At 70.7% G+C, this 25,973-nt stretch carries 25 protein-coding genes, 5 pseudogenes and 1 riboswitch; of the genes and pseudogenes, 11 read left to right on the forward strand and 19 right to left on the reverse strand.

Features of this window, described 5'->3' with window-relative positions; all coding sequences use genetic code 11:
* Positions 1-56: 56 nt before the first annotated feature.
* Positions 57-1,835, reverse strand: a complete 1,779-nt coding sequence (locus tag ACIF83_RS19535) for a bifunctional sugar phosphate isomerase/epimerase/4-hydroxyphenylpyruvate dioxygenase family protein (RefSeq protein WP_399728377.1) — start codon at positions 1,833-1,835, stop codon at positions 57-59.
* 334 nt (positions 1,836-2,169) lie between these two features.
* Here ACIF83_RS19535 and ACIF83_RS19540 point away from each other — a divergent pair, with 334 nt between their 5' ends.
* From ACIF83_RS19540 to ACIF83_RS19555, 4 genes and pseudogenes are all read left to right on the forward strand, one after another.
* Positions 2,170-2,997 (forward strand): IclR family transcriptional regulator, encoded by an 828-nt coding sequence (locus ACIF83_RS19540; protein ID WP_393479116.1) that lies wholly within the window; start codon positions 2,170-2,172, stop codon positions 2,995-2,997.
* A 22-nt stretch (positions 2,998-3,019) separates the two neighbouring features.
* Positions 3,020-3,838: pseudogene (locus ACIF83_RS19545) on the forward strand (3-hydroxybutyryl-CoA dehydrogenase).
* Between the two features lie 52 nt (positions 3,839-3,890).
* A pseudogene (locus ACIF83_RS19550) lies at positions 3,891-4,073 on the forward strand (5-methyltetrahydropteroyltriglutamate--homocysteine methyltransferase); the annotation flags it as partial.
* A gap of 124 nt (positions 4,074-4,197) precedes the next feature.
* The gene (locus ACIF83_RS19555) at positions 4,198-4,776 is read left to right on the forward strand and encodes a histidine phosphatase family protein (RefSeq protein WP_399728381.1); all 579 of its coding nucleotides are present in this window, start codon (positions 4,198-4,200) and stop codon (positions 4,774-4,776) included.
* A gap of 6 nt (positions 4,777-4,782) precedes the next feature.
* Here the strand turns inward: ACIF83_RS19555 and ACIF83_RS19560 are convergent, their stop codons facing one another.
* From ACIF83_RS19560 to ACIF83_RS19575, 4 genes are all read right to left on the reverse strand, one after another.
* Entirely contained in the window at positions 4,783-5,136 is a 354-nt protein-coding gene (locus ACIF83_RS19560) for a hypothetical protein (protein ID WP_399728384.1), read from the reverse strand.
* Positions 5,137-5,228: 92 nt separating this feature from the next.
* Entirely contained in the window at positions 5,229-5,981 is a 753-nt protein-coding gene (locus tag ACIF83_RS19565) for a CbtA family protein (RefSeq protein ID WP_393479106.1), read from the reverse strand.
* Positions 5,982-6,002: 21 nt separating this feature from the next.
* Positions 6,003-6,224: a CbtB-domain containing protein gene (locus tag ACIF83_RS19570; RefSeq protein ID WP_086692985.1), complete on the reverse strand. Its 222-nt coding sequence runs from the start codon at positions 6,222-6,224 to the stop codon at positions 6,003-6,005.
* A 36-nt stretch (positions 6,225-6,260) separates the two neighbouring features.
* Positions 6,261-6,403, reverse strand: a riboswitch (cobalamin riboswitch).
* Between the two features lie 119 nt (positions 6,404-6,522).
* Entirely contained in the window at positions 6,523-8,709 is a 2,187-nt protein-coding gene (locus ACIF83_RS19575) for an MMPL family transporter (RefSeq protein WP_399728388.1), read from the reverse strand.
* 423 nt (positions 8,710-9,132) lie between these two features.
* Between ACIF83_RS19575 and ACIF83_RS19580 the strand changes: the two genes are divergently transcribed.
* Both ACIF83_RS19580 and ACIF83_RS19585 read left to right on the forward strand, forming a co-directional pair.
* Positions 9,133-10,347, forward strand: a complete 1,215-nt coding sequence (locus ACIF83_RS19580; protein WP_399728391.1) for a M48 family metallopeptidase — start codon at positions 9,133-9,135, stop codon at positions 10,345-10,347.
* Between the two features lie 213 nt (positions 10,348-10,560).
* Positions 10,561-10,659, forward strand: a pseudogene (locus ACIF83_RS19585) (3-oxoacyl-ACP reductase); the annotation flags it as partial.
* 78 nt (positions 10,660-10,737) lie between these two features.
* Here the strand turns inward: ACIF83_RS19585 and ACIF83_RS19590 are convergent.
* Complete coding sequence (locus ACIF83_RS19590; RefSeq protein ID WP_399728394.1) at positions 10,738-11,325, reverse strand: rhodanese-like domain-containing protein; 588 nt, start codon at positions 11,323-11,325, stop codon at positions 10,738-10,740.
* Between the two features lie 81 nt (positions 11,326-11,406).
* Here ACIF83_RS19590 and ACIF83_RS19595 point away from each other — a divergent pair, with 81 nt between their 5' ends.
* Positions 11,407-11,694 (forward strand): metal-sensitive transcriptional regulator, encoded by a 288-nt coding sequence (locus ACIF83_RS19595; RefSeq protein WP_393479096.1) that lies wholly within the window; start codon positions 11,407-11,409, stop codon positions 11,692-11,694.
* Positions 11,695-11,727: 33 nt separating this feature from the next.
* Here ACIF83_RS19595 and ACIF83_RS19600 read toward each other — a convergent pair whose 3' ends face one another.
* Genes ACIF83_RS19600 through ACIF83_RS19610 form a run of 3 tightly spaced genes read right to left on the reverse strand, consistent with a single transcriptional unit; the run spans position 11,728 to position 14,254 of the window.
* On the reverse strand, positions 11,728-12,474 hold the full coding sequence (locus tag ACIF83_RS19600) for a sulfite exporter TauE/SafE family protein (protein ID WP_393479094.1): 747 nt from the start codon (positions 12,472-12,474) through the stop codon (positions 11,728-11,730).
* The gene (locus ACIF83_RS19605; protein WP_399728397.1) at positions 12,471-12,860 is read right to left on the reverse strand and encodes a rhodanese-like domain-containing protein; all 390 of its coding nucleotides are present in this window, start codon (positions 12,858-12,860) and stop codon (positions 12,471-12,473) included. The genes ACIF83_RS19600 and ACIF83_RS19605 overlap by 4 nt, the downstream gene beginning before the upstream one ends.
* A 26-nt stretch (positions 12,861-12,886) precedes the next feature.
* The gene (locus tag ACIF83_RS19610; RefSeq protein WP_399728400.1) at positions 12,887-14,254 is read right to left on the reverse strand and encodes a rhodanese-like domain-containing protein; all 1,368 of its coding nucleotides are present in this window, start codon (positions 14,252-14,254) and stop codon (positions 12,887-12,889) included.
* Positions 14,255-14,753: 499 nt separating this feature from the next.
* On the opposite strand from ACIF83_RS19610, the pseudogene ACIF83_RS19615 reads away from it, so the two are divergent.
* A pseudogene (locus ACIF83_RS19615) lies at positions 14,754-14,912 on the forward strand (inositol 2-dehydrogenase); the annotation flags it as partial.
* A 22-nt stretch (positions 14,913-14,934) separates the two neighbouring features.
* A pseudogene (locus ACIF83_RS19620) lies at positions 14,935-15,300 on the forward strand (sugar phosphate isomerase/epimerase); the annotation flags it as partial.
* An 84-nt stretch (positions 15,301-15,384) separates the two neighbouring features.
* Here the strand turns inward: ACIF83_RS19620 and ACIF83_RS19625 are convergent.
* The 5 genes from ACIF83_RS19625 to ACIF83_RS19645 all read right to left on the reverse strand — a co-directional run bounded on the left by ACIF83_RS19625 (position 15,385) and on the right by ACIF83_RS19645 (position 18,458).
* A complete protein-coding gene (locus ACIF83_RS19625; protein WP_399728403.1) occupies positions 15,385-16,275 on the reverse strand; it encodes a DUF6895 family protein in 891 nt (296 codons plus the stop codon).
* A gap of 43 nt (positions 16,276-16,318) precedes the next feature.
* Positions 16,319-16,483: a hypothetical protein gene (locus tag ACIF83_RS19630; RefSeq protein ID WP_393479083.1), complete on the reverse strand. Its 165-nt coding sequence runs from the start codon at positions 16,481-16,483 to the stop codon at positions 16,319-16,321.
* 24 nt (positions 16,484-16,507) lie between these two features.
* Entirely contained in the window at positions 16,508-16,888 is a 381-nt protein-coding gene (locus ACIF83_RS19635) for a hypothetical protein (RefSeq protein ID WP_393479080.1), read from the reverse strand.
* Between the two features lie 211 nt (positions 16,889-17,099).
* Positions 17,100-18,266: an acyl-CoA dehydrogenase family protein gene (locus ACIF83_RS19640; protein WP_399728406.1), complete on the reverse strand. Its 1,167-nt coding sequence runs from the start codon at positions 18,264-18,266 to the stop codon at positions 17,100-17,102.
* Positions 18,267-18,317: 51 nt separating this feature from the next.
* On the reverse strand, positions 18,318-18,458 hold the full coding sequence (locus ACIF83_RS19645) for a hypothetical protein (RefSeq protein ID WP_393479074.1): 141 nt from the start codon (positions 18,456-18,458) through the stop codon (positions 18,318-18,320).
* Between the two features lie 87 nt (positions 18,459-18,545).
* Between ACIF83_RS19645 and ACIF83_RS19650 the strand changes: the two genes are divergently transcribed.
* Together ACIF83_RS19650 and ACIF83_RS19655 are read left to right on the forward strand one after the other, a co-directional pair.
* Positions 18,546-18,767 (forward strand): LysR substrate-binding domain-containing protein, encoded by a 222-nt coding sequence (locus ACIF83_RS19650; RefSeq protein WP_393479071.1) that lies wholly within the window; start codon positions 18,546-18,548, stop codon positions 18,765-18,767.
* A gap of 88 nt (positions 18,768-18,855) precedes the next feature.
* Entirely contained in the window at positions 18,856-19,662 is an 807-nt protein-coding gene (locus ACIF83_RS19655) for an alpha/beta fold hydrolase (RefSeq protein WP_399728411.1), read from the forward strand.
* 99 nt (positions 19,663-19,761) lie between these two features.
* On the opposite strand, the gene ACIF83_RS19660 is transcribed toward ACIF83_RS19655, so the two are convergent.
* The 5 genes from ACIF83_RS19660 to ACIF83_RS19680 all read right to left on the reverse strand — a co-directional run bounded on the left by ACIF83_RS19660 (position 19,762) and on the right by ACIF83_RS19680 (position 25,877).
* Positions 19,762-20,346, reverse strand: a complete 585-nt coding sequence (locus tag ACIF83_RS19660; RefSeq protein ID WP_393479065.1) for a PadR family transcriptional regulator — start codon at positions 20,344-20,346, stop codon at positions 19,762-19,764.
* A gap of 126 nt (positions 20,347-20,472) precedes the next feature.
* Positions 20,473-21,651, reverse strand: a complete 1,179-nt coding sequence (locus ACIF83_RS19665; protein WP_399728414.1) for an acyl-CoA dehydrogenase family protein — start codon at positions 21,649-21,651, stop codon at positions 20,473-20,475.
* A 2-nt stretch (positions 21,652-21,653) separates the two neighbouring features.
* The gene (locus ACIF83_RS19670) at positions 21,654-22,841 is read right to left on the reverse strand and encodes a CaiB/BaiF CoA transferase family protein (protein ID WP_399728417.1); all 1,188 of its coding nucleotides are present in this window, start codon (positions 22,839-22,841) and stop codon (positions 21,654-21,656) included.
* Positions 22,834-24,480 (reverse strand): acyl-CoA dehydrogenase family protein, encoded by a 1,647-nt coding sequence (locus ACIF83_RS19675; RefSeq protein ID WP_399728420.1) that lies wholly within the window; start codon positions 24,478-24,480, stop codon positions 22,834-22,836. The genes ACIF83_RS19670 and ACIF83_RS19675 overlap by 8 nt, the downstream gene beginning before the upstream one ends.
* Before the next feature lie 53 nt (positions 24,481-24,533).
* Entirely contained in the window at positions 24,534-25,877 is a 1,344-nt protein-coding gene (locus tag ACIF83_RS19680) for an MFS transporter (protein ID WP_399728423.1), read from the reverse strand.
* Positions 25,878-25,973: the final 96 nt, after the last annotated feature.

Consider the following 25,973-nt stretch of genomic DNA (forward strand, 5'->3'; position numbering starts at 1 on the left):
CCGTCGCCGTCCAGCAGCCGGCCGTGGAGGCCTCCATGAGCGGGCCGTCCTGCGCGCTACCTCCGTTGGGCGGCCAGACGTATGGGGGCGTTGGCGGCGCCGTATCCGCGGTAGCCGCCGGACCGTTGCACGAACTCGAAGAAGACGTGGCCGACCGTCTGCGTGTAGCAGTGCCGGAACTCGCCGCCGTGCTCGTCCCGGTCGTAGAGGATGCCGAGTTCGCGGTAGGTCTCCCACTCGCCCTCGGGAAACTCGTACCGCGCCCGAAGGTCGTCGTAGTAGTTGGCGGGCACCTGCAGCAGGCCGGCGCCCGCCGCGCGGAAGCGGCGCACCGCCGCAACGATGTCGTCGACGGCGAAGGCCACGTGCTGAGCCCGGGTGCCGTCCTCGTCCGTGGGGCTCGGGGCGAGGTTGAGGATCAGCCGCGGTCCGGCGTGCGGGCCGGACAGGGCGCGGCTGCGGAAGAGCCCGTAGGGGTCGGCGAGTTCGACGGTGTCGTGCGGGCTCAGGCCGAGCACGGCGCGATGGAAGAGCACCGCCTCGTCGAAGTGGTGCCAGGGCTGGGTGAGCGCGAGATGGTCGATGCCGGTGACGCCGGAGGACCGGCCCGCCGCCCGGTGCTCGAAGTCGTCCGCCCAGCTGGGGAGTCCCGGTCGGCGGGTGGCGCAGAAGAGCACTTCGGTGCCGTCCGGTGCGGCGACCGACTCCAGGGGGAGGCCCTGCTCGGCGCGGCGCCTGGGGAGGGTCGGGGCGAGCAGGGCCTCGGCGCGACGGGCGCAGGCCTGCGGATCCGGTGACTCCAGACCGATGGCGGCCAGCCTCGTACCGGCGCGACGGGTGGCGGCTCCGGCGTCGACCAGGACCCGGGCCTCGCCCTGCTCCCACAGGTCGACGGGCTTGCCGCGGTGCCGGGCGGTGCGGGTGAAGCCGAGGGCGGCCAGCAGGTCACCGACGGGCTGGGGGTCGCCGGCGGCGAGTTCGGCGAAGGCCACGCCGGAGGGTGCGGCCGTGGCCGGCAGGGCGGACACGCCGGCGGCCTCCTCCAGGGCGAGCAGGGACCGCAGACCGTCCACGGCGGTGCGGCCCGCGTCCGCCTGACGGAACACGTCGTTGAAGACCTCCAGGGACAGCGGTCCCTGGTAGCCGGTTGCGCGCACGTGCCGTACCAGGCCGGCGACGTCGAAGCCGCCCTGGCCGGGGAAGCAGCGGTAGTGGCGGCTCCACTGCAGGACGTCCATCGCGAGCAGCGGGGCGTCGGCCAGCTGGAGGAAGAAGATCTTCTCGCCGGGGATGTCCTCGATACCCTTGGGGTCCGAGCCCCGGGAGAGGATGTGGAAGCTGTCCAGGCAGGTGCCCAGCGCCGGGTGGCCGGCGGTCTCGACGATGCGCCAAGCGTGATCGTACGTGTTCACGTGCCGCCCCCAGGCGAGCGCCTCGTAGGCGACGCGAATGCCGAACTCCTGCGCCAGATCCGCCAGTCGGCCCAGCTGCCGGGCGGCGAGCGCGTCGTCGTCCAGCGTCTGCGGGGAGACGTTGGAGCAGACGAGGACGGTGTCGACGCCGAGCCGGGTCATCAGCTCGAACTTGTGCCGGGCGCGGCGGAGGTTGCGGGCGAACTCGTCGGCGGGCACGGCCTCGATGTCCCGCATGGGCTGGTAGAGGTCGATGGTCAGGCCCAGGTCCGCCGCGCGGGCGGCGATCTCCTCGGGCGACAGGGGGCTCGCGAGCAGGTCGTTCTCGAAGATCTCGACGCCGTCGAAGCCGGCGCGCGCAGCGGCGGTGAGCTTCTCGGTCAGAGTGCCGCTCAGGCAGACGGTGGCGATCGACTTCCGCATGGTCGCTCCCTACGCTGATCCAGGTCTTCTGGGCGACCACTAGGCGGTTCGTCCGTTCCACTGTGCGGTCAGACTAATCACGCGACGGGCTTCGGACAAGGGCGCGTCGAGCCGGGCCGGACCGGCACGCGGAGCAGCCCCGAACGCTGTCGATGAGCGTGGCGAGCAGTAACGACGCGAAGGCGGCCCTGGACCGCTTGACCCATTGTGTGGATCAAGCGGTCCATTGAGCAGCGCGATAGGGGCAGGCTGCGGAGCCATCCAGGGCTGCGACAGGATGGCCCCGGCGTCGTGGTTTCACCGGTCCGTGCACCGGACTACCGTCGGGGGTGTCATGAGCGGGTCGGCCACAGCGGGGAGGCAGCAGGTGAGCGTGGAAGAAACGCCGACGGGCGGCGACCGGGATCAGCAGCCCACCGGGGTGCGCAGTGTCCGGCGGGCCTTCGACATCCTCAACCTGCTCAACGAGCAGCGGCCCGTCATCACGCTACGGGAGATCACCGAGGCCACCGGGCTGGCGAAGACCACCGCGCTGCGGCTGGTGCAGACCCTGGAGGAGAGCGGCCTGCTGTGGTCGCACCCGGCCGGCTACACCGCGGGGCCGGCACTGTGGCGCTGGGCCTATCTCGCCCGCAGCCAGTGGGAGGTGCCCCAGGAGACCCGCAAGGTCATGCGCGACCTCGCCGACCGGCTCGGCGAGACGGTCAATCTCTTCGTCGCCCGGGACGTCCACCGCATCTGCGTCGCCCACGAGGAGAGCCCGCACCCGCTGCGTCATGTCGTCGACGTCGGCGACGAGCAGCCCCTGTGGGCCGGCGCCTCCTCCAAGATCCTCCTGCGCGACGCCTCCGATGCGTTCCTGCAGCGTGTGGCCGCCGCCTCGCCCCACGGTGAGACGTACGCCGATCAGCTGCGGACGTGGGCGGCCGATGCGGCCGAGCGGGGCTACGCGGTCAGCAGCAGCGAGTGGGACGAGGGGCTGACCGCCGTGGCGGTGCCCGTCACCGGCCGCACCGGCCGGGTCGTCGGGTCCCTCTCATTGAGCGGCCCCAGCCACCGCTTCCCCTACGAGGCCGTCGAGCGCTTCGCCGCAGAACTCGCCCAGGGTGCCCGGCTCATCTCCGACCAGGGCTTCACCCACCCCCTGGGCAGCGAGGGCTGAGCCGACGGTCGGCGGCGGCCGGATGGGCGCGGGCATCGCCGAGGTCTGTGCGCGGGCCGGGCTGGACACGGTGGTCTGCGAGGCCGACGCCACGGCCGCACGCGCCGCACGGAAACGCGTGGCCTCCTCCCTGGACCGCGCGGTCCGGCGGGGCAGGCTGGAACCGGCAGCGGCCCGGGACGCACTGGACCGGCTGGTCTTCAGCGGTGATCTGGAGGACCTGGCCGACCGGCAGCTGGTCGTCGAGGCCGTCATCGAGAACGTGGACGTCAAGACCGAGGTGTTCGCGGCGCTCGACAAGATCGTCGAGGATCCTGGCGCCGTGCTCGCGACGAACACCTCGTCGCTCCCCTTGATGCGCCTCGGCATGGCCACCTGTCGCGCGGACCGGGTGGGTCTGCACTTCTTCAACCCGGTACCCGTACTGCCGCTGGTCGAGGTCGTGACCTCCCTGCACACTGCGGCGCAAGCGGCTGCCGTCGTCGAGGAGTTCGCCGCACAGACGCTCGACAAGACGGTCATCCGCTCCCGGGACCGGGCCGGCTTCGTCGTCAACGCGCTGCTCGTCCCGTACCTCCTGTCGGCCGTCCGCACGGCGGAGTCCTGCTTCGCACCGCCGCCGACATCGACACCGGCATGGAGCTGGGTTGCGCCCACTCATGGGTCCGCTCAGGCTCGCGGACCTGATCGGGCTCGACACCGTCGCCTCGATCGCAGAGTCCCTCTACGACGAGTTCAGGGAACCTCTCTACGCCCCTCCCCCACTGCTCCGGCGGATGGTCGAGGCGGGACTGCTGGGCCGCAAGTCCGGGCGGGGTTCCACCTGTACGACCGGAGCTGAGCGGTAGGCTTGCCCGTGCAGCTGGTTCGCCCCGTCCTCCAGGCGGGATGCGTCCCCTCGCGTGCCCGGCACGGGCGAGGTGGCCGACCTGCTGCGCCTCGGGCTCGAGGCCGTCCCGGCCGAACGCCTGTGGGTCAACCCGGACTGCGGTCTCAAGACCCGCGGCTGGCCGGAGGTACGGGCCGCCCTGGAGAACCTGGTCGCCGCGGCTTTGACCGTGCGCACGGAGATCTAGTCGCCGAGCCCGCCCCGGCCGTACCGGCCGGGGCGGGTCTGCACGGCCACCACGCATGCCCGTACCGTCCTACGTACGCAGCCCAGGACCCCCGCCCCGCGGCGGAAGCAGGAGGAACAACCACGTGACCAGCCGTGTCACTCTCATCTCACCCGCGACCACGCCCTCACTGCGGCGGGCCCGCTTCGACGACGGCGACTCGATCGAGGACAGCGCGGCGGCGCGGGTCAGACCGGCGGCCGGGTCCCTGCCCGCAGCGGGCCGCGTCCTCGTCTCTCCCAGCGTGCGCTGCCGGCAGACGGCCTGCGCCCTCGGCCTCGACGCATCGGCGGAACCGGAACTCTCGGGCCTCGACGTGGGCCGGTGGCGCGGGCGGACGCTGGACGACGTCGGCGCCGTCGAGCCGGAAGCGGTGGCCCGCTGGCTGGCCGATCCCGGGGCTGCACCGCATGGCGGCGAGTCGGTGCGGGAGCTGTGTGCGCGGGTCGCGGGCTGGCTGGACACTAGCGGGCCGGCGGACGGCAGGACGATCGCCGTGGTGGAGCCCGAGGTCGTACGGGCTGTGGTGGTGCACGCGTTGGGCGCGCCCGAGGCGGCGTTCTGGCGCCTCGACGTCGCGCCGCTCACGGCGACGGAGGTCACCGGCCGGTCCGGACGCTGGAACGTGCGGCTCGGACACGGCCTCGCCCAGCCGGGCGACTGACGGCGGTCAGGAAGTCGCCTCCCGATGGCGACGCAGCAGTGCGGCGATCGCGCACCGCAGGCAGTCGGTGTCCGGGGCGCCGGTCGTGCCGTGGTCGCCGTGGCAGTCGGCCGTCGCCCGTCGGACCGCGCCCTCATCCGGCGTGCGGCAGAGGGCCGTTGGGCCGCCGACCAGGGCCTCCAGCTCGTCGAGAAGTCTCTCGGTCCGCTTGACCTGTTGGGCGAGCACCCGTACCCGCGCGCTCTGGCCGCCGATCTGGCGTCGGCTGGCGATGAGTTGGGCGTACTCCTCCATGGTCAGGGCGATCGCCTCACGTCCGCCGAGAGTGATGTGGCGCGGTTCGGGACGTTGTCTGGCCACTCGGCTCCTCCGCTCGTCGCCTCCGCCGGTGTCCCGGGAACGCGAGAGGGCCCCCGGACGGTTCCGAAGGGCCCTCTCGTGTCCTGAAGGGATCAGTGCGTGGCGGGAACTCTCCGCCCGGACGCAGTGGTCGCGGGCTTCGGATTCAGTTGCCGCTCGGCCAACTCGCCGAAGAGCAGGCCGAATCCGCCCCACAGAACGGCCTGGATGGCCAGTGCGGAGAGGCGGAACCGCCACAGCAGGGTGGCCGGGAAGTCCTTCGGCACCTCGTTGACGACCGGGAGGAAGGCGTAGGCCAGACCGATCGCGACGGCGAAGGCGGCGACCGCGACGACGGTCGCGTACCAGGTGCCCAGGGTGGGTGCGAGGCGCTTGCCCAGGATGGTGACGGCGACCGCCAGGAGCACGCTGAGCAGCATCATCAGGAAGTACAGGGTAGTCCGCTTGCCGATGGTGTCGGGCTCGCCGACCGACGGCGGGTTGGCCGGGTACTTCAGGAACGGGACGACGTACACGGCGAGCAGCGCGCAGCCGGACAGCAGCAGCGCGGTCGCCCGCGGGCTGAAGCGGCCGACACGGCCGAGCGCGACGCAGAAGGCGAGCGCGGCGATCCCGCCGAAGGCGACCCCGTAGATGAGGACACCGGTGGCGAGGCCCAGGGTGGACTGCAGGGAGCGGGAGACGACCTCCATCCCGTGCTCGTGGGAGTGGGCGTCCTCGAAGCTGATCGCGCTGTCGACGTTCGGCTCACCGAGGAGGTAGGCGACGACGAGGGCGAGCACGCCGGCGGCCAGGCCGGCGAGCATGCCTCGCACGAGAAGGTTTCTCACGGTTGCGGAGTTCATGGTCGAGCGGCGTCCCTCGCGTCAGTGGCAGGGGAAGCCGAGCAGGTGGCGTGCGTCATGCACCCACTCGTGGACGTCCGTGCCGTTGAACACGGAGGTGGCGCCCTGCTCGGCGCCGACGAAGTACAGCAGGACGAGCATGAGGATGCCGAAGAAGACCGCCCACGGAGCGATCGCCTTCAGCGGCAGCGTGGCGGGAACGGCGGGGGTGGTGGCTGTCGGCTGGGCGACGGTCTGCGCCATGGCAGGACCTCCTCTGGGAGTTCGCGTCCCATCTCGGTGGTGCACATGACGACGGCCACGGGTCTGACTCACGGGACACCCAGGGGTGTTCCGCATACAGTGGCGCGACCGTGCCGGATTCCCACCGGCTTCCGTCTCGCCGTCGTCGATATCGGACAGACCGTACCGCGTGGCGCGTGCATGGCCAAGACCGCGTGGTCCGTCGTGATCTTCCTCTCGCCTCGGCCGCTGTGCTGACGACGGGTCGGGTCTGCCGGGCTGTGCGGCCCGGCAGACCTGCGCCGTCCTCGTGATGCTGCTAGCCGCGGCGGCCCGACGGATCGGGTGCGACCGTGTCCCGGTTCCGGCCGGGAACCGAACCGGCGTCAGGAGATCCGGCGCCGACCGCCGCTTCCCGCGCCTGGTCCCCGTGGCCCGGCCACCACGCCGCGTGGCCGATCAGCGCGGTGAGGCTCGGCGTGAAGAACATCGCCATCACGAAGGCGGCGACCGCGATACCGAAGGAGACCGCGAAACCCATCTCCGTCAGCAGCGCGTTGCCCGCCAGCATCATCGTGGCGAAGGTCGCCGCCAGGATGAAGCCGGCCGCCGCCACGGTCGGCCCGGCGTGCCGGAGCGCCATGCCGGCCGCCTCGCGGGGCTCGCGGCCCTCGCGGGCCTCCTCGCGGAGCCGGGCGATCATGAGGATGTTGTAGTCGGTGCCGATGGCGACCACGAACAGATACATGATCACCGGGAGCATGAACATCAGACCGGAGTGTCCCTGCCCCTCCTGGAAGATCCATACCGTGGCGCCGAGGGTGGCACCGAAGCCGAGGCCCACCGAGGCCATCAGGTACCAGGGGGCGACCACGCTGCGCAGCAGCAGCCCCAGGATGACCATGATGAGGAGGGCGGCGACGGGGAAGACCGTCCGGTAGTCGTGGTTGACCGCCGTGGCGATGTCCTTGTAGATCGAGGACATGCCGCCGACGAGGGCTTCGGTGCCCTCGGGGGCGTCGGAGTGCGCGACGTCGCGCACCTCGCCCACGGCATCGATCGCCTTGTCCGTCGACGCCTCGTACCTGAGCGTGACGGTGAAGTCGGCGGTGGTACCGCCCTTGTTCAGCTGGGTCAGGCGGGCGTTCGCGACGCCGTCCACGGCCCCGAGCTTGTGCGCGTACGCGTCCAGGCCGGACTTGTCCAGCTGCTTGCCGTCGGTGCTGGACAGGAAGACGTCGGTGGGTGCGGCGGCGCCGGCCGAGTACGCCTTCTGCATCTCGTCCTGGACGACCATGGACTCCTTGGTCTTGGGCATGGAGCCCGCCGCCAGGTCGAACGTGGCGTTGAACCCGAGGGTGCCGAGCGACAGTGCGACCAGGACGAGGCCGGACACCGCGGCGGTCAGCGCCGGGCGGCGCTGCACGCCGCGGCCGAGGGCGGCGAACCGGGCGTTCTCCGGCTCCCGTTGCCAGGACTTGGAGGGCCAGAAGACCTTCGGCCCGATGAGCGAGACCACGGCCGGGATCAGGGTCAGGCCCGCGACCAGCGTGGCCGCGACCGCGATGGCGAGTGCCGGGCCCATCTGCTTGAGGAAGCCGAGCGTGGACAGCACCAGCGCGAGGAAGGCGATGATCACCGCTCCGGCGGCCGAGGCGATGGCCTCGCCGACCCGGTCAACCGCGTTGATCATGGCCTGTTTCGGCTCGTCGCCGGCGCGCAGGCGCTCGCGGTAGCGGAACATCAGGAAGAGGAAGTAGTCCGTGCCCACGCCGAAGAGCACGACGATCAGGATCGACGAGATCGAGCTGTTGGCCTGCAGGTCGAACAGCTTGGTGGCGTAGGCGATCAGGCCGTTGGCGACGGCCGACACCAGGCCGATCAGGACGAGGGGGAGGATCGCCAGGATCGGCGCACGGAAGATGATCAGCAGGGTGATCAGGATGATCGCGAAGGTGCCGATACCGATCAGTGCCTGACCGCGCTTGGACGAGTCCTGCTGGTCGAGAGCCTGCGCGGCGGAACCACCGAGCTTGACGTCGAGGTTCGTGCCCGTGGCCAGTTTCTTGACGTCATCGCGCAACGCCTTGGCCGCGTCGATCTGTTTGGGCTGGCCGGCGTTCTTGCTGTCCATCTGCACCAGGGTCAGGTCATACCTGCCGTCCTTGGACGGCTGGCCGGGGACGACCTTCTGCACCTGGTCGATGTGCTTGCTGCCCAGTTGTGAAGTGATCCGGGCGATGTCCTGTTTGTCGGCGGCGGTGAGCTTGCCGCCGTCGGTGCGTTGGTACAGCGCGATCGCGGACGGGGTGAAGGCGCTGGGGAACGCCTTCTCCTGTAGCTCCGCCGCTTTGATCGACTCGTAACTCTTTGGCAGGAAACTGCTCTCGTCACTGTTCGAGGGCAGGCTCGGCGCGGTGGCGACGATCGCCACCGCCGCGATGAGCCATGCCACGATCGTCCAGACGGGATGACGGACGACGGCATTCCCAATGCGTCGGAACATGCGGAAGGTCCTCCTGGACAGGAAGATCACCGCAGCCCGGGGAGCGGACCCTGGCATCGGCGACCCTGACCGGCCGTCACTCTCGGGCCGGTCGAATGGTTGTCTTGAGATGCGATCGTAGTGACCGCACGCCGAGATCATTCCATCGTGTGACGCCCGGCCGGGAAAAACCCTTCTCTTTTCAGTCACGGCTGTTCACTTGAGGTTTGAGGCGTGAACTCCCGCCTGACTGACGGGTGCCGGAGCGCCCTGTCCGGATCCGCTTCCGGCGTACGGACTCCCCCAGCGCTCACATGCCGTGCGCCGTCGGCTCCCGTGAGGCGTACGCGTGGGCCCCGAGCGCCGAGGCGCTGGTCCCCCTGGCGGCTCAGATGTTGCTCAGACCGCTTGCTCTGCACTCCGCCGCGATGATCGGATCGCCCCGTGTTCGAACGGCACCGGTCGTTCATCGCTGAGGGGGAGCATGTGGAAAGTGATCGTCACAGTCGACCGGTAAGCGCTGCCCGCATCAAAATCACGACAGCAGCCGCGTACGCCGTCGCCGGCATGGTCCATCTCGTTACGGCGGCGCTGTTCACCGTCAGCCTGTTGTTGATCGTTCTCGGGTTCCGCACTGTTGTTCAGCCTCTGGTGGGTCTGATGCCGCTCGGCATGGCACTTGCAATGCGCCCACGCCCCGGACGGCTGAATCCTGACCTGCCCACACTGCGGGGGGCAGATGCTCCGGCCCTGTTTCAACTGTTGAACGACATAGCGGACACGGGCGGGGTACGGCGCCCCGATACGGTCCAGTTCACTCCGGACTTCTCGATCACCGTCACCCACTTCGGGTTTCGCCGGAAGAGCTGCCTTGTTCTCGGCCTCCCGCTCTGGGCCGCTTACCCGCCTCAACAACGTATTGCCGCTGTGACCCATGCACTGGCTTACACAGCTCCTCACAACGTCCGTTCTCGCGCATTTGTCGCCACGGCCCTCGAGGCACTTACCGCCGGGTCGGAGACAATGCGAGCCAACGGCAATGCGTACATCTCGTGGAATGCCAATGCCTATGCCTGGCGTGCGGACGATGTGGCAGCCGGAGCACGGCGCTTCAACATCCGGGCCCGGACCAGCGAGTGGGTACTGTGGATGCCAAGAGCGGCAATGGCAGCGACGGCGCGCCTGCTGCTCCGGCTCACGCTGCCGGCCCTGCAGAGTGCGCAGTTGGAGGCGGACGACGCGACTGCCCGTACGGCTTCCTCCGAAGCCGCTGTCGCCGCATTGAACGACCAGCACCTCGCACGCGCGATATGCCTGGAAGTGCATCGTCTGGTGATCGAGACAAAAACGCTTTCCAGGAACCGGTCCGCCGCAACCCCCCACGGCGATTTCTGGGAAAACGTTGCCCACCATGCCGAACGTCTACGCGAGCACCGAGGCAGTGGCCGGTCCTCCGACCCCGACGCTCTCACTACCGCGTTCGACGTTACCCGTGATCCTTTCGATGCTCTGCGCATGGCGCGATTGACGGATACCCCGCAACACCGCGCGACGATCGTTCTGAACGAGTCCAGCCTGACCCGTATCGCCAACGAACTCCGCCTACCCGAACAGGCAGTGTTGAGCAAGATGATGCGCGATGGCATCGCTGTGACATGAGCCCGTTGCGCTGCACTGCGAGTCGTTCCCAGGGCGTGATCGCATCGACTCCTCGCAGCGGCACCGCCGTTACGACGGCCACGGTGGCGGCGGTGCTCGGCGAGGACGGTCGATCCGCGACCGTTGTTGAAGCAGTTGGCCTGACGGCACCCCCTTAGGGGCGCGGGGAACTGCGCGACCAGCCACGACGAACCCTCCGCCGCAGCCGGATACGACCAGGCGAACTTCATCACCGGCGCCGAGATCCCCGTCGACGGGGCCCTCACCGCGCACGGTGGCGCCAAGTCCGCCTCGGACGCGCCGCCTTCGTGAGCCGTCACCGTGGAGCGACCGCCTCGCGAATCTCCGGGGCGCCCGCGCAGTACTCGAGAGCGCCCCGGAGCGTACGGCTCAGCGGCTGCGCAGAGCGGTGAGTGCGGCATCGAGGTCGGCCGCGCGGGGACGGTTGTGCGGCAGCTTGCCGAGCAGGGCGGCCATGCCGCAGGTGTCGGTGAGCGCGGAGAAGACGAGACCGCCCGCGACGCCCGCCGACAGGACCTGGAAGGCCGGGTGCACGAGCAGCCCGAGGCCAATGCCGGCGAGGACCAGCGCGCCCGCCGTGAACCGGACCTGCCGCTCCATGCTCCAGCGGGCCCGGGTGTCGCAGGCGGCGGGCTGCTGCAGGTCGTGGCCCGCAGCGGCCCAGCCGCTGGTGCCGCCGGCCAGGGTGGCGGTGGGTATGCCCTGCACCGCGAGCAGCTTGCAGGCGTTCTCGGAGCGGGCTCCGGAGGCGCACACGACCAGGACGTCGCCACGGTCGGCGGCGTGCCGGATCTCGGGCAGGGCGCGCCGGATCTGGTCCAGGGGGATGTTGAGGGCACCGGGCAGGTGGCCCGAGGCGTACTCACCGGGGGTGCGTACGTCGATGACGGTCAGCTCGTGCAGCCGGGTGCGGGCCTGGTCGGAGCGGAGGATGACGGGGGCGAGGGGGGCGGTCATGGCAGATGTGATCCTTGGTGTTCGACGCCGTCCCGTACCGGGACGTACAGTACCCCTAGGGGTATTTTTGGAGGAGTGATCGTGGAACTGGAACTCGCGGGTGCGGAGCTGAAGTCCGTCCTGAACCGGCTGCGCCGCGCGCAGGGCCAGATCTCCGGCGTGATCCGGATGATCGAGGAGGGGCGCGACTGCGAGGACGTGATCACGCAGCTCGCCGCCGCGTCGCGGGCGCTCGACCGCGCGGGTTTCGCGATCATCGCCACCGGCCTGCAGCAGTGCATCACCGACATGGAGTCCGGCCGCAAGAACGGCGAGGACCCGGACCAGATGCGGGCTCGTCTGGAGAAGCTCTTCCTGTCGCTGGCGTGAGGGGGCCGGCGCGGGGCTGTGAGTGCGGGCGCATCACACCACCGCGTCGATCATCATGAACACGGCCACGGCCAGCAGCACCAGGGCGAAGGTCCGTTGCAGCGCGCGCCCGGACACCTTCGCCCCGAGCCGCTTCCCGTCCCACGCGCCGAGGACCGCGGCCCCGGCGAAGGGCCCGATGACGGCCCAGTCCAGACCGTCGGCCGTACCGGCACGCATCGCCAGCGCGGCCAGGGAGTTGGCGGTGATCACCAGCAGGCTGGTGCCCACCGCGTCCCGCATCCGCATGCCGAGCACGCTCACCAGCGCGGGCACGGCGAGGAAGCCGCCGCCGACGCCGAGGACGCCGGTGACCGCGCCGAGCCCGGCACCCGCGGCCGCCGCCCGGTCCGGTCGCACCGGTACCCCTGTCTCCGACGCGGCACGGGGCCGTAGCATCCGCACCGCGGCCGTTCCCGCCACCACGGCGAAGGCGGCTGTCAGAGCACCGGCGGGCAGCCGTCCGGCGAGCGCACCGCCCAGCATCGCGGGGACTGTCCCGGCCGCCGCGAACAACAGCCCGGTGCGCCACCGCACATGACCGTCCCGGGCGTGCGCGGACAGCGCCGTGGCCGAGGTCACCGTCACGATGACGAGGCTGGCGGTGGTCGCCGCGACCGGGGTGAAGCCGAGCAGGTAGATCAGGGCGGGGACGGCCAGGACGCTGCCGCCGCCCCCGAGCGCGCCGAGCGCCACGCCGATGACGGCGCCGGCGGCCAGGGCGAGTACGACAGCGCTCACGCGACGATCCCGTTCCCGCCCCGCGAGTCCACCACGGGCAGTCCCGCTGCGGCCCAGTCCCGCATGCCGCCGATCACGTCCACCGCCTCGGCACCGCGCGCGGCCAGAAGATCGGCCACCTGCCGGGAGCGGTTTCCCGAGCGGCAGATCACGACGAACGGACCCGCCTGCGCGCCGGCGGGCAGCCCGGCCCCGGTGGCCAGCGCGGACAGCGGCAGGTGCACGGCTCGTGGCGCGTGCCCCGCCTGCCATTCATTTGGTTCACGAACGTCCAGCAGTACGGCGTCGGCGCCACCCTCGGCGGCACTGCCGTGGCCGGTACGGGCGGCAGCCTCCTGGACGGTCACCCGGCCCGTAACGCGCCGGTCTCGTCGGAAGATGCTCATCTTGGCTTGTCGCTCCTGTCTTGCGGTCAGGCGGTACGGACCGTGAGCCCTGCGCCCCCGGCCGCGTCGAAGCCGTCGTCCACGGCGACGACGTCGCGGCCGGCCGCGTCCAGCAGGGAGGCGGCGATGGCGGCGCGCATACCGCCCGCGCAGTGCACCCACACCGTGCCGTCGGGGATCTCGTCGACGCGGCGGTGCAGGGTGTGGACCGGTATGTGGACCGAGCCCTCGATGAAGCCGCCCGCTCGCTCAGCGGTACGCCGGACATCGAGGACGACGACGCCGTCCGCCGGGTACTGGCCGGCGAGCGCCGCGAAGGTGGCCCGGGGGAAGGAGGCGAGGGTCTCGTTCTCGCGGACCCAGCTGCCCGGTTCCCCGGTGGCCGCGGCGGCCGGCCGGTCGATGCCCACGCGGACCAGCTCTCGCTGCGCCGCGGCGAGCTGCTCGGCTGACTCGGCGAGCAGCGTGACCGGCTTGCCCCACGGGATCAGCCAGGCGAGGTAGGTGGCGAGCTGTCCTTCGGCCTCGAAGTTGACCGAGCCGGACACGTGCCCTGCGGCGAAGGCGACGCGGTTGCGCAGGTCCACCACCCACTCCCCCGCGGCCAGCCGGGTGGCGATCTCGTCCGCGTCGGCCGGAGCGGGCGGGGTCAGGTCGACCGGCGCGGGCCCCGCGGCATTGGCCGGACCCATGTGCGCGTAGTACGCGGGGATGTCGCCCAGCCCTGCCAGCAGGTCGGCTACGAAGGCGTCCACGTCCCGGGTGAGGGCCTCGTTCGACGCCTTCTCCTTGCCGATCGTGCTGTGCACCCCCTCCGCCTGCGACGACGCGCAGAAGCTGCCGAAGCCGTGCGTGGGCAGCACCTCGGTGTCGTCGGGCAGCTCGGTGGCCAGGCGGTGCGCGGAGGCGTGCTGCGCACGGGCGAGGCGCTCGGTCAGCCGCGGCTCCACGAGGTCGGGGCGGCCGACGGTGCCGATCAGCAGGGAACCGCCGGTGAACACCGAGACCGCCGTTCCGCCCTCCTCCAGCACGTAGGAAGTGTGGTGCGGGGTGTGCCCGGGCGTTGCCACGGCGCGCAGGGTCAGCCCGGCGGTGGCGTCGATCACCGTACGGTCGCCGTGCTCCACCGGTACACGATCGAAGGAGACAGCGGCCCCGGCGGGCACCAGATAGGCGGCGCCCGTGACCCGGGCCAGCTCCAGGCCGCCGGTGACGTAGTCGTTGTGGACGTGCGTCTCGACGACGTGCGAGATCCGCACCCCACGCCGGGCCGCCGCCGCGATCACCTGGTCGATGTCGCGCGGCGGGTCGACCGCCACCGCCGTCCGCTCGCCACCCGCCAGATAGCTGCGGTTGCCGAGCCCCGGCACCTCGATCGTGTCGACGAAGAACACGAGGTACTCCCTTCCATCGCACATCCCTCGAAGAATTACCCCGGGGGGTATGCCTTCGACAGTACACGATTACCCCCGGGGGTATCCTCGACGGAGGTCGACCCGACCGATTCGCCCCCTCCCGGCAGGGCCGCCGCCCTGCGCTGAAGCGGCTACGCGGTATAGACACTGCGCAACCCCACCCGCAACGAGATCACCGAGCGCATCTGCGACCTCTCGGGAAACACACCGGCCGGGAGCACGCTGCTGCTCTCCTTCACGGGGCACGGCGTGCGGATCGGCACCACCGACCACCTGGTCCCCGCCGATGCCCGCGCGCCTGCCGACGGCAGCGACGATCCGGCCGGATGGGACCGGCCCCACGTACGGGAGTCCCTCCTGGAGGCCGACATCAGCCGCCGCGCACGAGGAGGCCCGGAGGCTGGAGCCGGGCGCCGGCCTGGTCGCGCCGCACCGGCCGGAGGGGCTGAGCACGTTCCGCCCGGCACAGGACGAGTACGCGGCGCTGGAGGCGGACAACGAGCCGACCGGGCCCTCGGCCTGGGACGGCTACGCCGCCACCGTCATCACCGCCGCGACCGTCGAGGCCCTGGAGTCGGGCCGCGTCGTCGCCACGGACCTCAAACCCCGCCCGGCCCGCTACGGAGGCATCGCATGAAGATCGCCCTCGACGAGTTCAACGGCCGGAGCGGGCCGCCGAGAGCGAGGCCGCCTTCTGGCGCTCGCTGGAGGAGCTGTTGCCGCTGTTCGAGCGGGAGGGTGTCGCTCTCCACCTGGAGGCGTACCCGGACGACTTCCATGAGGAGAACGACCCGGCGGACGGCCTGGTCCGGGCGATCAACAAGCCCTGGGTGAACTACTACTGCGGCCCGTATCCACCAGCATCTGGGCATCGGCCAGGACGAGGTCGGCTGGGACGCCTTCTTCGGCACGCTGCGTGAGCTGGGCTTCGACGGCGTCGCCACGGCCTGTGTCTTCGCCTGGGAGGAACGGCCCCGGGAATCCTCCGCGTTCATGCGGACCGGATCACCAAGGCACTCTCCGCCTGGCGGCAGGGCACGCGCCAGGCCGGCGCGCCGAGGCTCACGACGGGCTCCTCGGCGCATCGGCGACCGGCACGCGGCCTGCAGTCACCGGGAGTAAGGCGTTCGCCGGTCGTATTCGGCCAGCGCCGCCAAGGCGACCAGGGTCGGATGGTAGCGATTGGCGAAAGCACCGCTCACGTCGTCCGCATGCCGGGGGTGCGGCGGCATACCGCTGCCGCGTTCCGCGACGGCGGCGAGGGCCTCCGCTGCGTCATGAACGTAACGGCTCATCGGGGCCCCGGTGATGAGCAGGCTCATGACGCACTCTGCTACAAGGTCGAAATCATGTCGGCGCAGGAAGACGGCCCCGCCCTCCTCCAGAAAGGCGCGAGACCATCCGGTCGTGCCAGGGCTCCAACGCGCCGCCCGCCGTCCCAGCATGGTCGCGTAGAAGGCGAGATGAGTCAGGTCGTACATGTCCTGCACGGACTCGCCCGCAGGCCCGGCCGCGCCCGCCAGCTCGGCCAGCCGCGTGCGCGTCGCCTCCCTGCAGTCCTGCATGCCTGCCACGTCGCAGGTGAAGGCCAGGTCCACCTCCACGCGTCCCGTACGGCCTGCTTTCTCGCAGAGCAGGGCCCTCACCAGCGCGTGGTTGTCGAACCTGCGCCCTGTGATCGTTTCGAGTGCCGGGAACGGCAGAAGCAGAGCACGCGCGTGAGTCGATCGCGTGGCGGCAAGCGAGCGGAGAATGTGTTTCTCCTTGCGGTGCAGATCAGTCCACAGGACGTCGGCAACGCCGCGGGCCCAGCGCGCGTATGCGTCACCTGATGCGCCCGAGGAAAGCGGGCGGGTCAGACCGAGGAGGACGATCGCGAATTCCGCAACCCTGATGAGCCCGTCGAGTCGGTGCGTGTCGGCGCAGAAGTCCGGCGCATGCTCCTCCAGCCACTGGCACAGACGACGTGCCGCGCGCATGCTGCCGACCATCGCGGCCATCTGCCCTCACAAAGCATGCACCGGTCCCCCCGGGGACGCGGTGTCAGTTCCCGCGGGGGTCGTGCCGGCGTCCTGCGCCGCGCAGCCATCGCGGGAACGGGAACATCTTGTTGAGCAGATCCCTGCGATGGTGGCAGCCGCAGCCCTGGCCGGGTTCGATTCCCAGAGCCCTTGCGGCCAGGGCGAACACGTCTCCCAGCCCGGTCATCGCGCGGGGTCGTCCTGTGCGCGGTCAGCCCACCTGGAGCAGCGCGACATCGCACGAGCTCGACTTCGGCGGCGCGACGTGCAGGTTGTCCTTCGAGATGGTCAGGATCACCGGACCACCACTCTCCGCGTCCTCGCTGGTGAGGAAGCAGTAGAAGTCGTCCTTGCAGGTCCAGTTCTGGCCATCGGCCCGGAAGACCACGTTCCAGTAGTCCTTTCCGGTACGCAGGAAGCCAGTCCAGAAGCCGGCCTGCATACCGGTCGCCTCAGCGCCGTTCTGCAGGGTCTCCCAGGTGTCGTTGTCGTAATGGTCCCTGTCGTAACGGTGGTTCGCCGTCAGGCTCGAGATGGTCCCGCCCCACTGGTTGCGCACAACCACGGGAAGCCAGTTGGTCGGATTCGACATGAGCACTCCGTTCTGCACGAGGCAGCGATTACCTTCGGAATATTCGGACAGAATATGTCCTTCCCGATGAATCCTGAAGAACCGCCGAAAAAACGTCGTTTCACCCTTTCGGCTCCGTGACGGTCGCCGCGGTGATGGCCATGCGGCCTTCACGCCCTGGCCGGCGAGGTCGTCGAGCCGTGTCACCCGGGCCGAGGCACGCTGACGAGGTTCAGGCGTCGAGTCGTCCCCGCTTCACCAGCTGGGCCGCGATGACATTGCGCTGGATCTCGTTCGTGCCCTCGCCCACGATCATCAGCGGGGCGTCGCGGAAGTAGCGCTCCACGTCGAACTCGGTCGAGTAGCCGTAACCCCCGTGAATGCGAACGGCGTTGAGGGCGATCTGCATGGCGGTCTCGGACGCGAAGAGCTTCGCCATGCCCGCTTCCATGTCCACCCGTCGGCCCGCCTCGGCCTCCCGGGCCGCGTACAGGGTGAGCTGACGTGCCGCGGTCAGTGAAGTGGCCATGTCGGCGAGGTGGTTGCCGATGGACTGGTGCTGCCAGATCGGCTTGCCGAACGACTCGCGCTCCTGGGCGTAGGCCAGTGAGTCCTCCAGCGCTGCCCGGCCGACCCCGAGGGCGCGGGCGGCGACCTGGAGCCGGCCCGTCTCCAGGCCCTTCATCATCTGGGCGAACCCCTTGCCCTCGACCCCGCCGAGCAGGGCGTCGGCCGGCACCCGGTGGTCCTCGAAGGACAGCTCGCAGCTCTCCACGCCCTTGTAGCCTAGCTTGGGCAGGTCACGGGAGACGGTGAGTCCGGGGCCGTGCTCGGCCAGGAGGACGGAGATACCCCGGTGCGCGGGGCTCGCCTCCGGGTCCGTCTTGCACAGCAGGGCGATCAGCCGTGAGCGGCGGGAGTTGGTGATCCATGTCTTCGCCCCGTTGACCAGGTATCCGCCTGCATCCTTGCGGGCGACGGTGCCGATGGCCTGGAGGTCGGAGCCGCCGCCGGGCTCGGTCAGGGCCATCGTCGCCCGGACCTCCCCGGTGGCCATCTTCGGCAGGTAGCGGCGCTTCTGCTCCTCGGTGCCGAAGTGCAGCAGCAGCTTGGCGACCACCGTGTGCCCGCCCATCGCACCGGCCAGGCTCATCCAGCCGCGCGCCAGTTCCTCGGTGACCAGGACGTAGCAGGGCATGGAGACCGGTGTGCCGCCGTACTCCTGCGGGACGGCCAGGCCGAAGATGCCGAGTTCCTTCATCCGGTCGATCAGGGCTTCGGGGTAGGTGTCGGTGTGCTCCAGCTCCCGGACGACCGGCCTGACGTCCTTCTCGACGAAGTCGTGCACAGTCCTGACGACGAGCCGTTCGTCCTCGGAGAGGATGTCGAGGGTGCTCATGGTGTGATGACGCTCCTTGGTGTCCCTACCCGACCTTGTCCGTGCTCGACTTCAGATGACGTGTTCGGCGCGCAGCTCCTGCGTCAGGGCTTCCGGCAGGACGGTCTCCGGCCCGAACCGAATGCCATCATGAGGAGTCATGAAAGCGGGATCGAAATAGCAGTGCGTGATCGAGCCATGCGTGCCGCGCATGGCTCCGGAGGAAGCGACCGTGGACGTCGATCGACGCCGCCGCGGGGCGGCGGGGCCGAGCTGGACGTCGCCGTCCGGACCAACTCCATGCGGGTGCAGAAGCAGCTCGTCCTGGCCGGGCGCGGCTGGACCGTCCCGCCCGGCGTCGGCATCGCGGCGGACCTCGCCGCCGGCACGCCGAGCGCCGCTCCGCTCGCCGGGCCCGACGCGTGGCGCCCCATCGTCCTGGCCACCCCGAGCTCCGGGCGCACACCGCCCGCAGTGGACGTCGTCGCGCGAGAGCTGGTGCGCGGATCCGCGCCGAGGTGACCCGCGGTGGCCGCTCTCCGCCCAGCTCCAGGGAACCGCCGCCACCGAGACCCAGGGACCCGTACCCCAGCTGCACCGAAAGGCCGTCATGCCCGACACCGAGTCGCCGCTCCCCACCTACGCCCACGCCGAGGACGGCACCGCCCTCGCCTGTCAGCGCCTGGGCACCGGCTTTCCGCTCGTGCTGCTCGCCGGGCAGGCGAACAACCATCACTGGTGGGACGGCGTACGCGAGGACTTCCACGGCACACACTCCACGATCACGCTGGACTACCGGGGCACCGGAGCGAGCGACAAGCCCCAAGGCGGTTATTCGACCCGGCAGTTCGCCGAGGACGTGATCGCCGTCCTCGACCACCTGGGCATCGAGCGGGCCGACGTCTACGGCACCTCGATGGGCGGCCGGGTCGCGCAGTGGGTGGCCGCCGACCATCCGGAGCGGGTCCGGCGCCTGGTGCTCGGCTGCACCACACCCGGTGGCCCGCACGCCGTCGAGCGCGACACCTCGGTACGGCGCGCGCTGGCCCAGCCCGACCCGAGGGCCGCCCTGCACGCCCTGATCGACCTCATGTACTCCCCCGCCTGGCGGGCCGCCCACCCCGGCCCCTACAACACCCTCGGCGACCCCGCGATGCCGCCGCACGCCCGGCGCGGCCATCTGCTCGCCAGCAACCGGCACGACGCCTGGGACGCCCTGCCCGGCATCAGCGCGCCGACGCTGATCCTCCACGGCGACGAGGACCGGATGGCCCCGCCGGACAACCTCGCCCTGCTGGCCGGCCGCATCCCCCACACCCGGACGCACCTGTTCCCCGGTGCCCGGCACGCCTACTTCGAGGAGTGTCGCCCCGAGGCGAGCGCGTTGGTGGCGGCCTTCCTCAGGGACGAGGGGTAGTCATACGGGCAGCGCCCGCGGCCGTCCCATGACGCTGGGCGACACCCACTTCGGCGAAACCGGGATGCTGCCCGGCCACACCGGCCTCGGCACAACGGCTCAGGCATCCTCGGCCCGTGCGGCAAGTGCCGCGGTGCGCTGGTCGAGCCGCTTCAGAGCGACCTCGCCCCAACGGAGGTTGTCCTGCTCCAGGGACAGGCCACGCAGCAGGGTGAGGTAGGGGCCGATCCGTTCTGCGGTGGTGATGTACTCGTCCTCGGTGCGGCCGGCCAGCAGGCGCTCCCGCATTCGCTCGAAGCGGACGGCCTTGGCGGCAGCCAGCTCCATGCGCTGGGAGATCGCCGTACGGACGGCCTGGAGGTCGCCGACGTCGACGCACTGGACCTTGACCAGCAGTTCGTCCCTGATCGCGGTCGGCTTGGCCGGAGGTTCGGTGGTGTAGGCGTGCACGGCCGCGTACCCGGCCTCGGTGAGCGAGAAGAGGCGCTTGTTGGGCCTGCGCTCCTGCTGGACGAAGCGAGCGGCGACGAGGCCCTCGCTCTCCATGCGCTCCAACTCACGGTAGATCTGCTGCGGCGTGGCCATCCAGAAGTTGGCGACCGAGGACTGGAACCCCTTGGCGAGGTCGTACCCGGACGCCTCACCCTCCAAGAGCGCGGCCATCACCGCATTGCGCAGAGCCATGGAGGTCAATTTAGCACCGGATCGGAATATTCAACTAGTTTAATATTCCGATCCGGTGCCAGGCCGCGACTGGGCGGGAACCGCGGCCCTCTCCGGCTCACCGGGCGGTCACCCGGAGGCGGGCCGTCAGCGGAAGGCCGCGTGGCCCGTCAGCGCCTGGCCCAGCGCGAGGGTGTGCATTTCGGTGGTGCCTTCGTAGGTGAGGACGGACTCCAGGTTGTTCATGTGCCGGATGACCGGGTACTCCAGCGAGATACCGTTGGCGCCGAGGACCGTACGGGCGGTGCGGCAGATCTCGAGGGCCTCGCGCACATTGTTGAGCTTGCCGAAGCTGACCTGGGCGGGGTGGATTCCCGGCCCGTCCTTGAGGCGGGCCAGGTGCAGGGCCGTGAGCGTGGCCTTGTGCAGTTCGAGGGCCATGTCGACGAGCTTCTGCTGGGTGAGCTGGAAGCCGGCCAGCGGCTTTCCGAACTGCTCGCGCTGGGCCGCGTACCCGGCGGCCGCCTGCCAGGCCGAGCGTGCCGCGCCCGTGACGCCCCACACGATCCCGTAACGGGCCTCGTTCAGGCAGGTCAGCGGTGCTGCGACACCGTGGGCGCCGGGCAGCAGCGCGCTCGCGGGCAGCCGCACGCCGTCCAGGACCAGTTCGCTCGTGACACTCGCCCGCAGCGACATCTTGTGCTTGATCTCGGGCGCGGAGAAGCCGCGCGTCGCGGTGGGGACGACGAAGCCGCGGATGCCGTCGTCCGTGCGCGCCCAGACGATCGCGACCTCGGCCACCGAGCCGTTGGTGATCCACATCTTGCGGCCGTCGAGAATCCAGTCGCCGCCGTCGCGGCGGGCCCGGGTCCGCAGGGACGACGGGTCCGAGCCGTGGTCGGGCTCGGTCAGACCGAAACAGCCGACGGCTTCGCCCGACGCCATGCGCGGCAGCCACTCCCGCTTCTGTTCCTCGCTCCCGAACCGATGGACGGCGAACATCGCGAGGGACCCCTGCACGGAGACGAACGACCGCAGCCCCGAGTCGCAGGCCTCCAGTTCGCGGCAGGCGATGCCGTACGCGAGGGCGGACATGCCCGCGCAGCCGAAGCCGTCCAGGTGCATGCCGAGCAGGCCGAGCCTGCCGAATTCCCGGGCGAGTTCCGGCAGGTCGGGCAGCTCGCCGCGCTCGAACCAGTCGGCGATGTGCGGCTCGATCCGCTCGGCGCAGTACTGGCGGACCGTGTCGCGTACGGCCCGCTCCTCGTCGCCGAGAAGGGCTTCCAGACCGAGCGGGTCGGTCGGCTCAGGCAAGGGAAAGGACATCGTCAGTCTCCCTGGGGGTGCAGGAGGCGGGCGATCTCCGCCTCGTCGTAGCCGAGTTCGGCCAGTACGTCCTCGCTGTGCTGGCCCAGCGTGGGCGGCGCGGTCCGCACGGGCGGGCGCTCGCCGCGGAAGTTCACCGGGAAGGCGACCTGCCGGAGCGGGCCGACGAGCGGGTGGTCCGCCTTCTGGACGATGCCGAGCGCCTCGGTCTGCGGGCAGTCGTAGACCTCGTCGAGGGTCCGGATGGGGGTGACGGGCACGCCCGCGTCCTTCAGCAGGCCACACCAGTGGACCACGGTGGCGCCGGCCAGGACCGCGTTCAGTTCGGTGTTGAGGGCGCTGCGGTTGTCGACCCGGGCGCGGTTGGTGGCGAATCGCGGGTCGTCGGCCCACTCGGGATGGCCGAGGACCGCACACAGCTTGCGGAACTGGGCGTCGTTGCCGACCGCGATCACGAAGTGCCCGTCGGAGGCCGGATACGCCTGGTACGGCACGAGGCTCGGATGCCCGGAGCCGAGGCGGGCGGGCCGCTCACCGGTGGCGAAGTATCCGGTGGCCCAGTTGACGTGCAGGGCGAGCAGCGACTCGTACAGCGAGGTCGTGACGTACTGCCCGCGTCCGGTCCGCTCGCGCTCGACGAGCGCAGAGGTGACGCCGATGATCCCGAAGAGCGCGGCGCCGAGATCACCCATCGCGTAACCGGCGCGCACGGGCGGTCCGTCGGGCTCGCCGGTCAGGGACATCAGGCCGGCGGCGGCCTGCGCGACCATGTCGTAGCCGGGTTCGTCGCGCAGCGGGCCACTCTCGCCGAAGGCGGAGATGTGCAGCACGACCAGGCGCGGGTAGCGCTCGCTCAGCTCGCGGTGGTCGAAGCCGCGGGCCAGCGAGCTGCCGGGGCGGAAGTTCTCGACGACGACGTCCGCGGTGGCGATCAGCCGGTGCGCGGCCTCCTGGCCCTCGGGGGACTTGAGGTCGAGGGTGACGGAGCGCTTGTTGCGGTTGGCGGCCAGGAAGTACGTGGCGTCAGGGCCTTGGAACGGCGGGCCCCAGCCGCGGGTCGGGTCACCGCCGTCAGGGTGTTCCACCTTGATGACGTCGGCGCCGAGGTCGGCGAGGGACATGGTGACGTACGGTCCGGCGAGGATCTTCGACAGATCCACGACCCGCACTCCGGACAGGGGCTCAGGCATCTGCGGCCTCCTTGGCGTCGGTCAGCGGCACCTGTCCACCGTCGGCCACCTCGGCGAGGCGGTCCAGGGCGGGACGGGGCAGCGCGCCCGGGTCGTCCAGGAGGGCGCGGTAGGTGTGGGCGACGAGCAGCTTGCGGGCATTGCCGGTGGTCCACCACTCGTGGTCACCCTGCTCCAGGAGCAGGGTCGCCATGACGGCGCGGCTCAGCTCGTCCGCGTATCGTCCGATGCGCATCTCCTGTTCGTCCTCGGGGAGTTCGAGGATCGCGTCACCCTTGGAACGCAGGACGTGCCACAGGTCGCCGAGCCGGCTGCCGTACGTGTCGGCGAGGGCGTGGTGGGCGTCCGTCCGCCGCAGGCAGCGCAGGACGTCGAGCGCGATGACGTTCGAGGAGCCCTCCCAGATCGAGCCGAGGTGGGCGTCGCGCAGCAGTCTGGGGTCGACCCAGTCCTCGATGTAGCCGTTGCCACCGCGGATCTCCATCGTCTCGCCGGTGACGGTGCGGGCCCGCTTGCACAGGATGTGCTTGGCGAGCGGCGTGAGGATCCGCACCAGTTCGCGGGCCGAGCCGTCCCCCGCGTCCGCGGCGTCGAGGCGGGCGGCGGCTTCGAGTACGAACCCCAGCGCGGCCTCGGCGTCGAGCAGCAGGGGGAGCAGGGTGGCCCGCATCAGCGGATGTTCGAACAGCGGCCGGCCGAACACCTCGCGCCGGCGGGTGTGCTGCACGGCTTCCCGTACCGCGCGGCGCATCAGTGCGGTGGCCCGCATGGCGTTGGACAGCCGGGAGACGTTGAGCATCTCGGCCATCTGCCCGAAGCCGCGGGTGAGTTCACCGACGGGAGTCGCGTACGCGCCCTCCAGGGTGACCTCGCCGCTCGGGATGGACCGCGAGCCGAGTTTGTCCTTGAGCCGGTCGATCCGGATGGCGTTGCGGGAGCCGTCGGGGCGCAGTCGCGGCACCAGGAACATGCCGAGCCCCCGGGTGCCCTCGCCCTGCCCGGGCACGCGCGCCAGGGTGAGGACGACGTCAGCGCCCGGATTGGAGGCGAACCACTTGCGGCCGTCGAGCGTCCAGTGCGTGCCGTGGTCGGTGGCGACCGTCGCCGTCAGGCCGACATCGGTGCCGCCCTGTCGCTCGGTCATGAACATCCCCCCGGTGGCGCGCCGTTCGGGGTCGGTCGACGTGAGTGCCGTGATCTCGTCGGCGTACCGCTCGGGGTCGAACAGACGCAGCACGCGCGCGGCCGAGTCGGTCATCGACAGCGGGCAGGCCATGCCGAACTCGGACTGCACATAGAGGTACGACAGTGCGTACTTGACGGTGTGCGGGGTCCTGGTGGGCCAGCCGTGGACGCCCGGGCGGTGGGACATGGCGGCGAGACCGAAGCGTTCGTAGGCGATCTCGGCCAGCCGGTCGTGGGCCGGGTGGAAGTCGATCGCGTCGATGCGCTCGCCGTCCGGGGCGTACGGGCGCAGGCGCGGCGGGTTGGCGTCGGCGAGCCTGGCCTGCCGGTCGATCTCGCCGGCCGCGAGCGCACCCAGCTCGACGAGCAGCGGTTCGATGCGTGCACGGTCGTCGGGGTCGAGGACCCGGTCCAGCAGCGGGCGCAGGGCCGGGTCCTGTTCTGCGAAGTTCATCGCGGTGGTTCTCCTGGAGAGAGGGGCCTGCTCATGTGACGGTTGTGGCCTGCTCAGGCGGGGGTTGCGGCGGGTTCGGGCGAGAGCGCCGGGGCCGTCCGACCGGTGCGGGCGAGCAGCGGGAGCACGCCCACGACCGTGATCACGACGTAGCCGAGACCGAGGGCGACGACGGACCGGATGGAGCCGGTGGCGGTGAGCAGGTACTGGGAGACGATCGGGGCGGTCCCGGCGAACAGGGCCGTGCACGCCTGGTACGAGAGGGACATGCCCGTGTAGCGGACCTCGACGGGGTAGACGCGGGCGAGGATGCCGGCGAGAGCCGCGTAGTACATGGCGTGCGGGAAGGTGGCGAGGCCCATCCCGAGGACGGCGAGCCAGAAGTTCCCGGTGCCGACGAGGACGAACATCACTGGCAGCAGAACGAATTCGGGCAGCAGCATCCAGAGCACGGCCCTGCGCAGCGGCCACCGTGCGGCGAGGACCGCGCCGAAGGGCTGTACCAGCACCTGGACGACGAGGGCGAGCGAGATGACGGTGAGGAAGGTGGACTTGTCGAAACCCAGATCGGTGGTCGCCCAGGACAGGGCGAACGTCGTCTTGACGTAGGTGATCGCGACTCCGGCGGTGCCCGCGAGCACACCGAGGAGGACGAGCAGCGGGTAGGTGGACAGCACGTCCTTGACGGGGAGCTTGGAGTTCTTCTTCCGCGCCAGGACGGCGGCCATCTCGGGCGTCTCGGCGAGTCGCAGCCGGATGAACAGGCCGACGGCGACGAGTACGGCGGAGGCGAGGAAGGGGACGCGCCAGCCCCAGGACTCGAAGGCGGCGTCGGGGAGCTGGGCGATGCCGAGGAAGGCGAGCGTGGCGAGCAGGTTGCCGACGGGGGATCCTTGCTGGGCGAAGGCGCCGTAGAGCAACTTTCTTCCGGGCGGGGCGAATTCGGTGGCGATGAGGACGGCGCCGCCCCACTCGCCGCCCATGGCGATGCCCTGGATCAGCCGCAGCAGCACCAGCAGGATCGGGGCGGCGGCGCCGATCTGCGCGTACCCGGGGAGCAGCCCGACGCAGAAGGTGGCCCCGCCCATCATGGTCAGGGTGACGACGAGGGCCTTCTTACGGCCGCGACGGTCACCGAAGTGCCCGAAGACCAGGCCGCCGAGGGGGCGGGCGAGGAAGCCGATCCAGAAGGTGGCGAAGGCGGCGAGGGTACCGACGGCGGGCGAGGCGTCGGCGAAGTAGACCTTGCCGAGGACCAGCGCGGCGGCCGATCCGTAGATGTAGAAGTCGAACCACTCGATGGTGGTGCCGATGAAGGCGCTGATCCCGGCGCGACGCGCGTCACGGGTGGAGGGCCGGATGGCGGGGGTTCTGGGGGCGGGGGTGTCTTGCTGCATGACGAGCGTCCTCTCGTAGCGGCAGATCCCGCCGCTACGTCGGGGCCGAGCGGCCGTCCCCGGTCCTGGGCGGGATGCAGGCCACTGTGCACCCCG

The organism is Streptomyces sp. NPDC085866 (assembly GCF_044541035.1).
Lineage (GTDB): Bacteria > Actinomycetota > Actinomycetes > Streptomycetales > Streptomycetaceae > Streptomyces.